Genomic DNA, 15801 nt, shown 5'->3' with positions numbered 1-15801 from the left:
TTGGATAGCTGAGAAATGTACGAATACATCTTCTCCACCTTCGATTTCGATGAAACCGAAACCTTTTTCTGCGTTAAACCATTTTACTGTACCTTCTTGCATAATTGTTTCCTCCTGCGTGGATTCGAGTCCACTTTTATTACTATTATTGCTCAATTAGATATCAAAGGCGAAAAGTTTAAATACTTTCATTCCTTACAGACCGAACAAAAATAATTCTTCCTTAGAATAACAGGTATTGATGTTAAAAGCAAATTTTATTTTACGGAAATTCGTTTTTTATGAAAGAGGCTGAGAGAAAAAATAAAACCACTTCCTAAAGACGGCATTTTAGAGTAGTCTCTAAACACCGCTAATGATTTCCGTGCAAGACTTCGCTTTCCGCGGGTAGCCCGTGAGCCTCCTCGTCGCATTCGCTCCTGCGGGGTCTCACATTGGCCACTTCTCCTGCAGGAGTCTTCGTCTTGCACTACAATCAACCGCTGGAAAGAGCTAAGATCTAAATGGACATTTTAACTAAAAACCCGGACTGATTAGCCAGCTAGAAGGCAAATCAGTCGGGTTTCCTTATGCTGAAAAACTTTTGTCCCAGCCCATCATCAAAGGTCTTTTAAACAGCCTTATCATTAATACGATCTGTTTTGGTTTCTTTTTTGGCCATTGGTTGAAGTTTGAGGTAAGTGATTGATCTCCACAGCCATTCAAATGGACCGAAACGGAATTTTTTCAGCCACCAGGTGCTGAATGCCAGTTGGAGTGAGAAGATGACAAGGCAGATGACGGTTCCTAACCAAAGACTTACATCTCCGTAAAACCCCAGTCCTACGAATAGGCTGACAGAAATGATCGTTTGCATCAGGTAATTGGTCAGAGCCATCTGACCTGTATACCCAAGGGTCCGAAGCTTTTGCTGCCACTTTTCTTTCCTTAATAAAAGCGTGAGGAATGAAATGTAAAAGAAGCAAAGGGTCAATCCGCTCAAGCTTGTGAACACCTGCACGGCAAATTCCTGTTTCACACCAAGATCCCAGACCTTCGTCATATACATGGCAAGGACCATGACAAGGGGGATGCTGATTACTAAAGACAATGTGCGTATTTTCTTAAAGAAAGGCAGATGCTTTTCTACATCACGAAAGATGCCGGCTTTTCCTGCAGCCAGTCCGAATAGGAACATGGCAAGTACCGGGAACATAGCCGGGATCAAGTTCGCCAGCATCGCCGGCACTTCGGTTCCCAGGCGGTAGGATACCCACTCGATGTAGCTGCCATGTTCGTACACATGCAGATACTCTTCCATACTGCCGTACAACATGCTTGCGGCCGATGCAGATTCCGTTGCCTCAAGGAAACTTGCCGGGATCAGAAGCATCAGGCTGAATAACGCGTTGATGGCAAACAACAGACTAAATGCCCAGATGACCATCGTCTTGATCTTTCTTTTATAAAAGAAAAGAAGCAATAAACCTGCGATGGCATACGTATGGAGAATATCCCCGAACCATAGGCCGATCAGATGCGCGGCCCCGAATAGCAGCAGGGTGAAGATCCTTCTCAGGTACAACCTGTTCATATGAAGTCCCTTTTCCTCAGCCCTGCTCATAAAGATATAAAATCCAAGGCCAAATAAGAAAGAAAAGATCGTAAAAAATTTCATATCAACAAATAAGGCAAAAAAGACATCGATCCAGTGATCAATGCCACTGTAATCGGCAGGAATCCCATACATCGATTTCATGAATTCAGGTGAATGGAACGTCGGCATATTCACCAGGAATATTCCGAATAAAGCAAAACCGCGGATGATGTCGAGCGTGATCATCCGTTCTTTTCCTGATACCGGTGACGATTTCATTTGGTTACTCCTCTACTTTCTGGTTTGTATATTTTTTACAGTTCAATACTTTAAGATTATATAACAAATGAGGAGTGGATGAGTACAACTATTTCGTGTTGTTATTATTTTTTTATAATATTTTCAATGGTTCTGTTTAAGTAGTGAAGATATCCCTAGGCCGCTTTACGCTCATCCTTGATATGTTTCAGTGTCACGATAAGACTTGTGAAACCTGCAGTGAACGAGCCTGGCAGACTGTAAAAAAGGTACTTCCAGTCACCGATCATTAATGAAATCACTGTAAAGATAATCGGAAAACCGATTAAAACGAAGAGTGCCGTAAAAAAGGCTATTTTCGTCCCTGTTTTCATAGTGACCATCCTTTCTCTTTGCAAGGGAGTTTGGCACTCCCCAGTGCCCCTTAGTTTATTACCCACTTATCCTTCATAAACAGAATGCGTCCGATGATGAAGACGACAATCATCACAATCAAGTTGCTGGAAAGCGTGATCGCCAGATGTTGATAATCGACAATCCCAAACAGAAGCTCTTTCATCTGACTGAATAGATTCAATATCGGGATAGCAAAGTGATGGGCTTCTAGTTCGTTCACTCCCAGACTACTGATGATCATCGCCGGAAACATCGAAAGCATTGAAATGGGGGTGTAATAGCTTTGGGCTTCCTTCACCGTTTTCCCCATGATGCTTGTGATCATTAAAATGGAGGAATTGAAGACTGCATAGACCAATATGACGAGTAACGAGATTCCCGCAATCAAGTTTAGGTTTTCCCCCAAGGAGATTGCTTCCTTCAACTTTTCTGTGAAGAAGGTGATCTCAATCATCATGACCATTAGCGTGATGAAGCCCATGATAGTACTCAACGATGAAATGGAGAGCCACTTCGCCAATATGAGGGTTGAGCGATTTACCGGTGTCATCAGCAGGGCTTCCATCGTTTTCTTTTCTTTTTCCCCAGCAAATAATTCAGCTGCGGCTGGACTTGCCCCGATTCCGATTGCGATGGCAAGGATTAGCGGAACCAGTAAAGCGAGCATGTTGACGCTGAGGTCTTCAGAAAGCTCTTCCTGTTTCACTGTAAACGGCTGGATGACAGACAGATCGGTTCCCTGGGCTTCGAGGCGCTGGGCGGTGATTTCTTTTTCAAGAGTGGTGAATTCATTGGTGACAATGGCAATCAAACTTGAAGATTTTTGACTGAAGGAATCCCCCAAGACAGTGACTTCCGTTGTTTCCCCCTGCTCCACAGATTCCATGAAATCATGTGCCACCATCAGGCCTGCGAGAGCATCGCCGTCACTGACCATCTTTTCAGGATCGGACGACTTTTCGATTTTCACATTTTCATAGGTAGAAATTCTTGCTAGGATTTCTTCATCAGCATCCTGATTGACCGCCAGAGTATACGTATCTTCCTTATCACCTTTCAGCATATTTTCATAGAAAAAAGTCAATCCGCTCATCATCAAGATAGGGAGGAGAACGATCAGGAATAACGTCCTTCTGTCCCTGAAACTGTCTTTCATTTCCTTCAAAAAGATTCTACGAAGCATAGTGCTCATTCCCCCTGACAAGCTTACTCATAAAGATATAGTTCAAATCACGGCTTTTCTCATTTTTGTAGAGCTCTTCAATATCCCCTTCATAGATGAGCTCCCCTTTGTGAATCATCGCTACCTTGCTGCAAAGCATCGACACTTCCTCCATGATGTGGCTGGAGAAAATAATCGTCTTCCCTCCCCTCTTCAGCTGATGAACAAGCTGCCTGAATACATTGGAAGAAGTGATATCAAGTCCTGTTGTCGGTTCATCAAACAAGATGATATCCGGATTGTGGATCAGAGTCCTCGAGATGGCGACTTTTTGCCTCATCCCTTTTGAAAAACCGCCAACTTTCCGGTCAAGATAGTCCCTCATCCCGAACATCCGGGCGAGTTCCTCGATCCGGACCTTCGTCTCGTGTTTGCCCATTCCATATAAGCCTGCGAAGTATTCAAGGTTCTCACGGGCTGTCAACCGTTCATACAGACCGGTTTCCCCTCCGAACAGGACACCGATCTGCCTCTTGATTTCATTCGGGCTCTTGACTGTGTCATATCCTGAAACCGTCACTGTTCCTTCTGTCGGATTTAGTAGAGTGGCAATCGTCCGGAGCAGCGTCGTTTTCCCGGCACCATTTTCCCCGAGCAGACCGACAACCTCTCCTTCCTTCACTGAAAACGAAACGTGTTTTAATGCAGTCACGTAGTTCTTTTTGTCTTTAAACTGCTTTGTCACTTCTTGAATTTCAATCATTTCATCCACCTCGTGTTTTGTGATCTTGTCATTATCTTACAAACAATCCACGAAAGAATCTGCACTTTTGTCGTGAAAATTCCATTTGATGTCGTGAAAAGGTCAAATCCTTCTAAAAACATGGTAAGATGAATGTATCTTGAATTGGAATATTTTATCTTTTTTCATATGAAAGGCTGACTGAGATGAAGATTGGATTGGTTGATGACCGGCTGATTGATTTAGACAAATTGAATGGGATTGTATCGGGGATACCCGAAGTTGACATCATATTTTCGACGACATCGGCGGAAGAAGCCTATGATCAGATCAAAAGGGAAACAGTGGACGTGCTGATTGCGGATATCGAGATGCCTAACCTTTCCGGATATGAATTGGCTGATATCATTCATTCCCACGCATTGAATATTTCCGTTATCTTTGTAACCGCCAACAGCGGATATGCGGTACATGCGTTCGAGCTGAATGTTCATGATTACATCATGAAGCCTTATACTAAGGACCGGCTGATCGGTTCGATTGAACGATTGAAAGAAAAAACGAAATCAGCTGAAATGAAGGGAAGGCTGTATCTCAGACAAAAAAACGACATCCACATCGTCCAAAAGAAAGATATCGTCTTTATCGAACGGTCGGGCAGGTCGACAACCATACATACAAAAGACGGAGAGATCAAGACATACTTAACACTCAATGAGCTCGAAGGCGAGCTGAGGGAACGGGATTTCATCCGCTCCCACCGTTCATTCATCATCAATATCCACTATGTAAAAAACTTCTCCCTTTATGCCAAGAACTCTTACATCATCAGGTTTGAAGGCATGGAGGCGCAGGCAATGATCACAAAAGAAAAAGTCGACTTCCTGCAACAACATTACTTTTAAAAGGTGGAAGGGAATTGAAGCAGCAGAATCTTTGGTACTGGACTTATATCGCGATATTCAGTTTTATTCATTTGCATTTTTCATTAGAGGGATTCCAGGTCGATCTTCACTACATGATTAGCATTCCTGTCATCTTGTCTGTCACATTTCTTCTTTATCGGAACGTCCAAGTTTCCCTATCTGGGCTGGGTGCGCGGTGGCACTACAGTATATTCATTTGGCAATGTATACTCATCGCTGTATATCTTGGGACTGAGCCCGCCCCGGTACAGGGTCTTCTTTTTACGATTTTTATAGGATTTGAATCCGTGAGAATAGCAGGTTCCAGAAAGATTTCCGGTTTGACTCAGTCGGTTACACAATTTGAAGAAGAACGTAACCAGCTGAATGATACCTTCAGGGTGGTCCGCAGCGAACGGCATGATTTCCTCAAACATATCTCAGCCCTCCATTTCATGCTGGAACACTCTGAGGTGAAGGAAGCGAGAGTCTATCTGGATGATTTGGTGGATGGATATGAAGAAACGAACCTGTCCATAAGGGGCGAAAGAGGCAGTGTGGCAGGCATCCTTCATGATATGTACAGACGAGGCAAGAATAAAGGGATCGAGATGATCTATGATCTCGATATGCCTCTTTCCACCCTGCCTTTATCCGACAAAGATATCGTGACCCTTCTCGGCAATCTCTTGTCAAACAGCCTGGATGCCTGTGAGGAATTTCAACAGAAGAAAGGCAAGCATCCAGAAATCATTCTACAATTCTATAAAAGAAGCGGATTATATGTGTTGAATTGCGAGAATGACTCGTTAGAGATTCCCTCTCGCATCATCGATAAACTTTATGAGAGCTATGGTCATACGACAAAAGCGGGTGGCCACGAGGGGCTCGGGACTAAAATGATCAATGACATTGTGAAGAAATATGGAGGTTATTTGGATTTTATCCATAAAGAAGAATCGTTCACGGTGAAAATCAAGTTTCCTGCCATTCACTGAATGTACATCGGAGGGTCAGTTCCCAGTTTAGCAGGGAGTATTTTTTTAAAAAAAAGCAGACAGTAAGGAGCTTGTTTGCATTCTTTACTGTCTGCTCAACTCTGCCTCGATTTTATACACCCGTTCTATTATTGTAAGGGCCAACACAAGAAGTCCTTGCACTGCCACCTTGTTTCATTATTTTTTCATTCCTGTATAAACATAGATCGCGTCTCTGAGGAATTCCGCCACACCGTCTTGCTCTTTATCATAGTAGGCTTTGAAACGGTCATCCGTTGCATACATATCCCCGAGGCCAGCATGTGCTTCCTTGCTGTATTGCGGCCAGTACATGGAAATCCATTGTTTGTGCAGTTCGGCCGCTTCCTGGGCGGCCTCGCTTGATGGATCACCGGTTTTAAAGGCTTCCGCCAACATTTCGTGGATATCTTCAGCGAGTGTGTTTGCACGTTCATATTCTTCCTGAGTCATATTTTGAAGATTCGCGTTCGATTGATTAACCGTATCGTCGCCATACTTCTCCCTTATTTCTTTTCCGTATTTACGTTCATTTTCATCAATCATGTCTTTTTTGAATCCTTCAAACTTTTCTTTATCAGACATCGTCATTCTCCCTTTCTTCACGGCAATGGTTTTATCTACATTGGCAATAAGTTGATCGAGTTGTTTTCTCTTTGCCAGTAATTGATCACGGTGTTCAGCCAATGCGCTTGTTAAGTCAAAAGTGGGATCCTCAAGAATATCCTTTATTTGTTGAAGTTCAACGCCAAGTTCCTTGTAAAAGAGAATTTGCTGCAGCTTATCGACTTCCTTCTCCCCGTAGATCCGGTATCCTGATGAATTGATTCTCGCCGGCTTGAGGATCCCGATTTCATCGTAATAGCGGAGGGTACGGGGGCTTACGCCTGCTAATTCCCCGAGCTTTTTCACGGTATATTCCATTGATCTCACCTCCTGACAATTTAACTGTACACCTTTACGCTGCGTGAAGGTAAAGGGGTTTTTGGCATTTTTTCATAGAATAGTCTTTCCAATAAAATCAGTCTCTAATAAAGGCCTTTTCAATCCTTTTCTCACTCACGACGTCACAAGCAAGGTCATACATTTTCCCCACACCTTCATTGGACGCCTCAAAAGAAAATGCCTGCTCCTTAGGGATGCCGATGGAACCGGCCTCTTCGGCTGCGTCGATATTGGCGCCCATGAAGATGAATTCCCAATTGTATTTCTCCTGCTGATGTCTGATCATCTGCTTCACTTTTTCATTGGTGTATTCTCGGCTCGCGTTTTCCATCCCGTCTGTTGTGATGACAAAGATAACGTTTTCGGGCTTTTGGTCTTCACTGGTTTTGGACAGTCTCCTGGCTACTTCGGAAATGGTTTTGCCAACGGCATCAAGCAAGGCGGTGCATCCCCTCACATAATACTCTTCATCTGTCAGTCTCGCATGATGGGCATCAATGCCGTTCCATAGAATATCTGTTTGATCGTCAAATAGGACGGTCGTCAGGTAAGTTTCCCCTTCCATTTTACATTGTCTGTCAATGAAGGCATTAAATCCCCCGATCGTGTCTAGTTCAAGTCCTCCCATCGAGCCGCTGCGGTCAAGCAGAAATATGATTTCAGTAAGATTTTTCTTCATCTTCAACATCCTCTCTAATTGGTTCATGCTATAATCATAGTGGATGTCATCCATTATTTGGTCGCCTGGAAAGCGACATTTTCTGAGGAGGTTTGTCCCTTGCTTCAAAAAGAGATACTCGTAGAATTACAGGAATATATCGCTCTTCATCTTAATCGCGGCGAAACTGATTACTGCCTTGAAGCTCCGCACCCTATTTATGAAGAAGAAATATTTTCAAGTGAACTCGAGGATTTTATTAAAATGAACCGCAAACCTACGCTTCAACAGGTTTTATTCCATTATATCGATCAAAAAGGCGTCACTGACTCTGCCATTTACAAGAAAGCAGGGCTTGACCGCAGGCACTTCTCGAAGATCCGCTCCAACCCCGATTACCACCCAAAAAAACATACGGCAATTGCACTTGCTTTCGCCCTTGAGCTCGATATCGACGATACAGAAGATTTATTGAGTGCGGGGGGATATTCCCTGTCTGACAGCGATACATCTGATTTGATCGTCCGTTTTTTTCTGAACAATGAAATCTTCGACCTTCAAGTACTGAATGAGACGCTGGATCATTTCCAATTGAAGACGTTGAACGTATAAAACCAGAGCAGGAAGTCTCCATGCTCTGGTTTTCTTATTACGGCACCCTTTTCCGAATCACTGTTTTCTTTCCCTCCCACTAATTTATGCAATTATTTCGAATTTCATGACGATACATGCACGGCTTCCATTCAGTTACACATACGATATGGTGTTACAGATAACCCAGGAGGCTGTTTGATTATGAATATGTTTAATTTACCCAACCAATTTTGTTATGGAAGGCAGGGCGCTGAAAGTTATGGAGCAAAAGCGGCCCTCAATGCTCCTGCCCTCACCTTGCCTGAAATGCTGATCTATGCCCTACAGGATGAATATTTGGCTCAATCAAGATACAATGCGATTCTTAAGACATTCGGTTCGATACGTACATTTGAAAGAATCAGAGAAGCGGAACGAAGACATATTTCAGCACTGGTCCAGCTATTTAATATGTACGGAATCCCTTTGCCTCCGGATGTTTCACAGTCCTTCGTTCAAACCCCGGCTTCAGTTAAAGCAGCTTTTGCCCAGGGAGTTGAGGGGGAAATTGAAAATATCGCGATGTATGACAGATTTTTAACCTTTGACCTGCCGGCTGATGTCAGATTCGTGTTTACGAATTTACGCAATGCATCAGTGAATCACCTTGCCGCCTTCGAAAGAGGCCTTGCCAGGAGGCAGAAATGAATAAAGGCCCGTCCCGCAGTGCGTTAAAGCACTGCAGGACGGGCCTTTTTTATCCGGCTGGCATTTTGATTTTGTCTTTTAGGGTGGAGAAGTAGGTTTTAATTGATTTAATCGGTGTCACTGGAGCAGGTGCATCCGGCCTCTCGTCGTGATCTATCAGTTCAGGGGTGTAGATGCGGCTTCCATTCATAATGCTTCTGATTGAGACGGCAAGCTCTTCACTGGGACTGTCCTTCAGCAGATATCCCCTGATGCCGGCTTCGATGACACGAGTATAGAATCCGCTCCTTGCGAATGTGGTCAAGATGATCACTTTGCATTCAAGCTGCTTCAATTCTTCCGCTGCTTCTATACCGGTCTTCTTGGGCATTTCCATGTCCATGATACAGACATCGGGATTCATTTGATGCACAAGCCTGACCGCCTCTTCCCCATTACTCGCAAGACCCACTACTTCCATATCATCTTCTAAATCTAGAAGGGACCCAATCGCTCCCAGCAGCAATTCTTGATCCTCTGCAATGACAATTCGAATCATGTATGTCTCTCCTTTTTTCCCGGCGTTTACAAAGATGACTCCCCTTAAAGAAGGAGAGTCATTTTAAACTTATAATTCAGGCTTCGCTTCAGTTGAGATCTTTGTTTTCGGTAAAGACTTGACGTCCTTAAAGCTTACAAAGTTCTTTCGATCTTCGTCCCACAGGCGGAAACGAAGGGATGTTAAGCTTGTAGCGAGCGTGATCGTCGGCACATGCTGCAGATCAGGGATGCTGTTGTGAGTCTCTTCAAGCCGGTAGTTCGGCACTCTCGGACTTAGATGGTGAATATGGTGATAGCCGATATTCCCAGTAAGGAATTGGAGCACTTTCGGAAGCTTATAGTAGGAGCTTCCTTCTACTGCGGCTAACACATACTCCCATTCTTTATCTTCTTCAAAATACGAATCCTCGAATGTGTGCTGCACATAAAAGAGCCAAATGCCCGCCGCACCTGAGATCATGAAGATGGACCCCTGTACGATCAGGAATTGCTGCCAGCCTACTGTCACACCGAGAAGAACAGCCACGGCAGCGATCAATACGTTTACCAGATACGTATTCATACGTTCTTTCTTTCTTGCACCTTTACGGTTGAATCTATTTTTAATAAGGAAGACCCAGATCGGTCCTAATACAAACATCACGATCGGATTGCGGTAGAAACGATAAGCAAGGCGCAATTTCAGAGGCGCTGCTTTGTATTCATCCACCGTCAGTGTCCAGATATCCCCGGTTCCGCGTTTATCCAAGTTACCGCTTGTTGCATGGTGAACGGTATGCTCATGTCCCCATTGATCGAACGGAAACACGGTGATGACACCAAGTGCAGTCCCTACAATCCGGTTCGTCCGGCGGCTTTTGAAGAAGTTATAGTGTGTGCAATCATGAAAGATGATGAAGATCCTTGTTAAGAATCCCGCTGCGATCACCATTGGCACCAGCGCTAACCAATAAGAAACGGAAAGACTTTGATAGGCAAGAACCCATAACGTGATAAACGGCACCAGCGTGTTAACTAGCTGCCATATACTTTCTTTAGTTGTCCCTTTTTCGAAGGGTGCTACTTGTTTTTTAAGTGTTTTAAGTTTTGACATTTATTCAGATCCCCTTTTCTTTGGGTTGTAAGAACAACTATATAGGAATGAAGAAAACATTTTTAGTAGTAGGTGTCATAGCCTGAACATGACATTTGTCATATCGGGGGGATATTTATTCCTAAAAAAGCGCCTGAACCCCGGTGTAGTCATGTTTTAGAGTACCCGGAATCAGGAAAAAAATTTGTTTTTTATTTAATTTGTATCACATTGACAATCAAAAATTTACGTAACTCCGATGCTTCGACAAATCTAAATGAATTACAGTATGTGGTTGGAGTGGATGGAAAAGAGGCTGGGACAAAAGTGCTTTAACATAAGAAAAATCCAGACTGATTTTCATTCTAGCTGGGCAAATCAGTCTGGTTTTTTCAGTTAAAATGTCCTTTTCGATTTTAGCTCTTTCTAGCGGTTGATTGGAGTGCAAGACGAAGACTCCTGCGGGAAGAGTAGCTAATGTGAGACTTGTCTAGCTACGGGGCTTAGAGGCACATGTCATAAGTCAAACCGACCAAGAAGGCAAAGAACGCCTTCTTGGTCGATTCGCCTTATGCCAACCGCCTCTGAGCAAATCCCCTCCGCTTTTCTGACCCGCAGGAACGCAGTGAGTGGCGAGGAGGCTCACGGGATACCCGCGGAAAGCGAAGTCTTGCACGCGGAAATCATTAGCGGTGTTTAGAGACCACTCTATAATGTTCGTCTTTAGGCAGTGAATCTTTATTCAGTCCAAGCTTCTTACATAATGAGTCAGTCTCTTTTAAACGAAGTAAACTTCAAGATGATTTTCATGAATTCATCATATGAAGAATTCCACTGGTTGTACCATTTCCGAACGGTTTCGACAAGCCAGAATGGAACGGCTTTCCCTTCAATCAAGTGGTAATATTCTTCATATCCCCTCTTCAAATGCTCCCAGCGGAAATCATTTCCCGGAAGGATATATTCAGAGACATCGATGATCTTTGCACGGCCATCCTTCATCAAAATATTTTTCAGATGAATATCCCGGGGGTTCAAGCCCTTTCCCCGTACATATTCCCTTGCTTCCTCCACGTCACTCACAACCTGAGGAGGGATACGGATGCCTTGCAGGATGCAGTCAAAGAGCGTGACACCTTCTTCATAACTCAAGACCAGGAACGTGTCATAGGCAGCATAACATGTGGAGAAGAAAGGCGAATCCCCGATCATGCTATATACCTTTTCTTCTATCTTTATTTTAGGGGCTTTCTCGTCTGCGTATAATTTAAAGGCATATCGCGGGACATCAAGGTGCTGAAAAACGGCCGCATCCGTCCCCACACCGATACAGCGAAGACGGTCATGGCCGCCCGTGATGGTGACAGGTTCATTATTGGGGTTTGAAGTAACTTTTATATGGGATAGGGAATGAATTGCAGTTTCCCAATGAGTAGTCATGTCATTCTCCCTTCGTATGAGTAATGCCTGATTCATTGATTACTATGTTATTCGCATCAATATAGCATTTATTACTCTGGGACTTCAACTTTGAACCTATTTGTAATTTCTATCAGTGCAGCCTTTTTCAGGATGTTTCTTTCAGGAAACTACTCGCATACAATGACTTCGCGGACAAAATTCCCTTTCGTCACGACGCATCGGTCCGTGATTTCGAAGCCTGCTTCAAGGATGACTGTATCGACATCCTCGACCGTGACAATTACGACTTTAGAGGCAAACGCCCTTGCACTTTGAAGCATTTCAAGCTGCTCTTCCGGAGTGATGACCGAACATAAGTTATAAGGAAGATCGATGATGGCCGCATCATACCGGTTGGTGACATCTCGTATGTCTTTCAACGTCACTTCGCCCTCTAAGCCAAAATGGGCCATATTTTCCCGTACTCCTGATAAAATAAGCGGGTTCCGATCGCTCCCCACGATATCGATTCCCATTGATAAGGCCTCGACAAGTACCGTTCCGATGCCGCAGCACGGATCGATCAGCTTTAGGCATTCTGGGTTTGGGGCAGCAATGTTGACGACTGCCCTTGCAACGCGTGTACCGAGGGCTGTTGAATAACTGTGCGGTTTCCACTGGTGTTTTAACCAAATCGCTTCGTTTTTCACATAGTCCCCGAGTACCCATTTCTCACCCGTGTTCAGGATGCCAAGCCAGATGGATGGATGGACGAGTTCCGCTTCGCCTTTCATATGAAGGCCGACTTCCTTCTCGATGCTGCGCAGCTTTTTAAAGCCGACTTTTTCGAGATCGGGATTTTGTACAAATACGATTTTAAAGCCATCGAATGACTCTAATTTTTTCACTTCTTCTATTAGTTCTTCTAAACTGGCACCTTCGCAGATGACGCTGAGCCTCTCTTTTATGAACGGACTTCTGCTTGGATCAATTTCAGAAGAGCTTTCAAGAATAGCGGATTGGGAGTCCACACCAAATAAAGCCCGCCTCTCTAATGCGCATAAACCTTCTTCATTTGGTTCCCAGGTAAATGTATATAAATATGAACTCGGTTCGATTGGTAATGTTTTCATCGTTTCATCTCCGTGTGATGGTTTATTTCCTCGAAAGCAGTTATTTCTCCATTGTACCATCCCTGTAAACCATCGTCTTAAAGGCCCGTCCCTCGGTGCGTTAATGCGTTATTGCACCGAGGGACGGGCCTTCAGGATTACATCGGGTTTAATCAGGGAACATCTATATTAAAAAGGAGGAGAGTTCATGCCGGAAGGTCCAGAAATCAGGAGGGCAGCCGATCAAATTGAACGTGCCCTTCAGCACAAACAGGTGGAAGATGTTTATTTTGCTTTTCCCGAACTGCAAGGTTACGAGGAAATCTTGCAGGGTGCTGTTGTGATGAGGGTAGACACCAAAGGGAAAGCCATGCTGATCCGCTTTGACAATGGCTACACTGTATACTCACATAATCAGCTTTACGGAAAATGGTATGTAAAGAATGTATATAACTACCCAAAGACGAATCGTCAGCTGCGATTGGCGTTACATAATGAGAAGAAGTCGGCACTTCTGTACAGTTCATCCGATATTGAAGTGCTGCGTGACGAGGAGGTCAGCGAGCATCCTTTCATTGCGAAAGTCGGCCCTGATATTTTGAGTGAAAAGGTACCCCCTCGCGATCTGCTGCTGAGGATAAAAGATAAGAAGTTTTTCAGAAGAAAATGGGCGATCCTCCTGTTAGACCAGGGGTTTGTTGCAGGGATCGGGAATTATTTGAGATCTGAAATACTATTTGCTGCAGGTATCCATCCTTCTCTCCGTCCAATTGACTGCAGTGAAGGACAACTTGTAAAAGCTTCTGAAGCCATCATCCGATTGATGGAACAATCTTACCGGACAGGAGGAATCACGAATGATCTTGAACTTGCTGAGAAATTGAAGGCTGAAGGTGTCAAGCGCTCAGGCTATCGTCACTGGGTTTTTAACCGGGAAGGCGCATCATGTTTCATCTGCGGCACCGAAATTGAAAAAACACAAGCTGCTTCCAGGAGACTCTACTACTGTCCCCGATGCCAAAAAGAAGAAGCCCGTCCCTCGGCGCGTTAATGCATCAGCGTGCAGCGGGACGGGCCTTCTTTAGTTTCTTGCCTCGTGGACTTTTAGTTTCTTTCCTTTAACGGTGGTGGTTTTCATGGCTTGAAGGACAAGCGGACCTTTTCCGTTGAGGATATCGACATAGGTCAGGTTTTCCTGGATGGTGATGATGCCGATGTCGTCTGCGGTCATGCCTTCGATTTTGGCGATGGTTCCGACAAAGTCCACTGCCCTGAGCTTCTTCTTTTTCCCGCCGTTGAAATAAAGCTTCATGATTTCTTTGTTTAATCGTTCGCTTTTATCCGTTTTGATGTCCGGGATTTCATTCAGTTTTTCTTCAAAAGCACTTGCCGCCAACGCAACCTCGTCTTTTAAAGGCGGCTGAACTTCCGCGATCGTAAAACCTATATACTCTTCAATCTCCTTCAGGAATTTATCTTCATACGGAGTGATGAACGTGATGGCTTTCCCGGAGTTCCCTGCCCGTCCGGTTCTTCCGGTTCGATGGACGTAGCTTTCTTTTTCGAGTGGAAGATCATAATTGATGACGTGTGATATCCGTTCGACATCAATCCCTCTTGCAGCCACATCTGTTGCGACCAGGTAACGGAATTCCCCCCGTTTAAATTCATCCATGACCTCAAAACGTGCTTCCTGATTCATGCCTCCGTGAATCTTATCGACAGGAAATCCTTTATCAAACAGCTCGTCACAGACCTTATCCACATTCTCTTTGGTCCGGCAGAAAATGATGCAGCTATCCGGATTTTCAACGGTCGCCACATCTGTCAGCAGTGAAAACTTATCTTTCTCCTCCACTTGTATGACAGTGTGGTCAATTTTATCAGTGGTGATGCCCTTCGCTTTCACCTCGATGTTCACGGGGTCTTTCATGTATTTGTGGCAGAGCGATTCGACATCCTCCGGCAGGGTGGCTGAAAACGTCAATGTCACTCTGTCTGCAGGGAGTTCCTGAATGATCGCTTCAACCTGTTCGATAAAGCCCATGTTCAGCATCTCGTCCGCTTCATCGATGACAAGATAATTCAGTTTGTCCAGCGGAAATGTCCCTTTTTCGATATGATCAAGTACACGGCCGGGTGTACCTGCGACCACGTGCGTCTTTTGGTTCAGTTCAAGCTTTTGACGGTGAAAAGGGGATTTCCCGTATACAGCAGCAACTTTGATCCGCTTAAATCTTCCTATATTGGTGATGTCTTCTTTCACCTGGACCGCCAATTCGCGGGTAGGGGTAAGGACCAGTGCCTGGGGCTTGTTCTCTTCCCACTCCACCATTTCACAAAGCGGAATCCCGAATGACGCCGTCTTTCCGCTTCCGGTTTGCGATTTTACGACAAGATCTTTCTTTTCCAATGCAACAGGCAGTACCTTCGACTGCACTTCAGTCGGAGTTTCATATCCTAATTCCGTTAACGCTCTGTTAATTTCCCCGCTAAGTCCGAAATCGGAAAATCGGTTCGTATTCATATAACACCCTCATTTTAATGTATTTTACAAAATATCCGCATAAAAAAAGGACTCTGCAAGAGAGTCCTTCGTTTAAAGCTATTACGCTTTGTTTACGTTAGCCGCTTGAAGTCCGCGTTGACCTTGTTCAGTGTCAAACGTTACTTTTTGACCTTCGTCTAAAGATTTAAATCCTTCGCCTTGGATAGCTGAGAAATGTACGAATACATC

The 15801-nt window shown here is 44.3% G+C and carries 18 protein-coding genes; 5 read left to right on the top strand and 13 right to left on the bottom strand.

Features of this window, described 5'->3' with window-relative positions:
- The 5 genes from AAEO50_RS19940 to AAEO50_RS19915 form a co-directional block, all read right to left on the bottom strand.
- Positions 1–102: cold-shock protein (locus AAEO50_RS19940; RefSeq protein WP_341986112.1), on the bottom strand; the 102-nt coding region annotated here is incomplete at its 3' end.
- Between the two features lie 508 nt (positions 103–610).
- Positions 611–1855, bottom strand: a complete 1245-nt coding sequence (locus AAEO50_RS19930) for a DUF418 domain-containing protein (RefSeq protein ID WP_341986109.1) — start codon at positions 1853–1855, stop codon at positions 611–613.
- A gap of 155 nt (positions 1856–2010) precedes the next feature.
- A complete protein-coding gene (locus tag AAEO50_RS19925; protein WP_341986108.1) occupies positions 2011–2208 on the bottom strand; it encodes a hypothetical protein in 198 nt (65 codons plus the stop codon).
- A 50-nt stretch (positions 2209–2258) separates the two neighbouring features.
- The gene (locus AAEO50_RS19920) at positions 2259–3413 is read right to left on the bottom strand and encodes an ABC transporter permease (RefSeq protein ID WP_341986107.1); all 1155 of its coding nucleotides are present in this window, start codon (positions 3411–3413) and stop codon (positions 2259–2261) included.
- Positions 3403–4155, bottom strand: coding sequence for an ATP-binding cassette domain-containing protein (locus AAEO50_RS19915; protein WP_341986106.1), 753 nt, complete (start codon positions 4153–4155; stop codon positions 3403–3405). Before AAEO50_RS19915 ends, AAEO50_RS19920 begins: the two co-directional genes overlap by 11 nt.
- A 185-nt stretch (positions 4156–4340) precedes the next feature.
- Between AAEO50_RS19915 and AAEO50_RS19910 the strand changes: the two genes are divergently transcribed.
- Positions 4341–5039, top strand: coding sequence for a LytTR family DNA-binding domain-containing protein (locus tag AAEO50_RS19910; protein ID WP_341986105.1), 699 nt, complete (start codon positions 4341–4343; stop codon positions 5037–5039).
- 14 nt (positions 5040–5053) lie between these two features.
- Complete coding sequence (locus AAEO50_RS19905) at positions 5054–6037, top strand: sensor histidine kinase (RefSeq protein ID WP_341986104.1); 984 nt, start codon at positions 5054–5056, stop codon at positions 6035–6037.
- Between the two features lie 177 nt (positions 6038–6214).
- On the opposite strand, the gene AAEO50_RS19900 is transcribed toward AAEO50_RS19905, so the two are convergent.
- The gene (locus AAEO50_RS19900) at positions 6215–6979 is read right to left on the bottom strand and encodes a MerR family transcriptional regulator (protein ID WP_341986103.1); all 765 of its coding nucleotides are present in this window, start codon (positions 6977–6979) and stop codon (positions 6215–6217) included.
- A 97-nt stretch (positions 6980–7076) separates the two neighbouring features.
- Entirely contained in the window at positions 7077–7679 is a 603-nt protein-coding gene (locus AAEO50_RS19895; RefSeq protein ID WP_341986102.1) for a vWA domain-containing protein, read from the bottom strand.
- 99 nt (positions 7680–7778) lie between these two features.
- Between AAEO50_RS19895 and AAEO50_RS19890 the strand changes: the two genes are divergently transcribed.
- A complete protein-coding gene (locus AAEO50_RS19890) occupies positions 7779–8270 on the top strand; it encodes a hypothetical protein (protein ID WP_341986101.1) in 492 nt (163 codons plus the stop codon).
- A gap of 183 nt (positions 8271–8453) precedes the next feature.
- A complete protein-coding gene (locus AAEO50_RS19885) occupies positions 8454–8939 on the top strand; it encodes a hypothetical protein (RefSeq protein WP_341986100.1) in 486 nt (161 codons plus the stop codon).
- A gap of 49 nt (positions 8940–8988) precedes the next feature.
- Here the strand turns inward: AAEO50_RS19885 and AAEO50_RS19880 are convergent, their stop codons facing one another.
- The 4 genes from AAEO50_RS19880 to AAEO50_RS19865 all read right to left on the bottom strand — a co-directional run bounded on the left by AAEO50_RS19880 (position 8989) and on the right by AAEO50_RS19865 (position 13085).
- A complete protein-coding gene (locus AAEO50_RS19880) occupies positions 8989–9477 on the bottom strand; it encodes a response regulator transcription factor (RefSeq protein WP_341986099.1) in 489 nt (162 codons plus the stop codon).
- Between the two features lie 69 nt (positions 9478–9546).
- Complete coding sequence (locus AAEO50_RS19875) at positions 9547–10572, bottom strand: fatty acid desaturase (RefSeq protein ID WP_175987630.1); 1026 nt, start codon at positions 10570–10572, stop codon at positions 9547–9549.
- 747 nt (positions 10573–11319) lie between these two features.
- Complete coding sequence (locus tag AAEO50_RS19870) at positions 11320–11991, bottom strand: serine/threonine protein kinase (RefSeq protein WP_341986098.1); 672 nt, start codon at positions 11989–11991, stop codon at positions 11320–11322.
- Between the two features lie 149 nt (positions 11992–12140).
- Positions 12141–13085, bottom strand: coding sequence for a TRM11 family SAM-dependent methyltransferase (locus AAEO50_RS19865; RefSeq protein WP_341986097.1), 945 nt, complete (start codon positions 13083–13085; stop codon positions 12141–12143).
- A gap of 187 nt (positions 13086–13272) precedes the next feature.
- Between AAEO50_RS19865 and nei the strand changes: the two genes are divergently transcribed.
- The gene (gene nei / locus AAEO50_RS19860; protein WP_341986096.1) at positions 13273–14115 is read left to right on the top strand and encodes an endonuclease VIII; all 843 of its coding nucleotides are present in this window, start codon (positions 13273–13275) and stop codon (positions 14113–14115) included.
- A gap of 30 nt (positions 14116–14145) precedes the next feature.
- Here nei and AAEO50_RS19855 read toward each other — a convergent pair whose 3' ends face one another.
- Together AAEO50_RS19855 and AAEO50_RS19850 are read right to left on the bottom strand one after the other, a co-directional pair.
- The gene (locus AAEO50_RS19855) at positions 14146–15591 is read right to left on the bottom strand and encodes a DEAD/DEAH box helicase (RefSeq protein WP_341986095.1); all 1446 of its coding nucleotides are present in this window, start codon (positions 15589–15591) and stop codon (positions 14146–14148) included.
- Between the two features lie 81 nt (positions 15592–15672).
- Positions 15673–15801 (bottom strand): cold-shock protein (locus AAEO50_RS19850; protein ID WP_341986111.1); only part of this gene is annotated, 129 nt, incomplete at its 5' end.

It is taken from the genome of Rossellomorea oryzaecorticis (assembly GCF_038405515.1).
Classification (GTDB): domain Bacteria; phylum Bacillota; class Bacilli; order Bacillales; family Bacillaceae_B; genus Rossellomorea; species Rossellomorea oryzaecorticis_A.
This window is presented reverse-complemented; position numbering and strand designations above follow the sequence as displayed.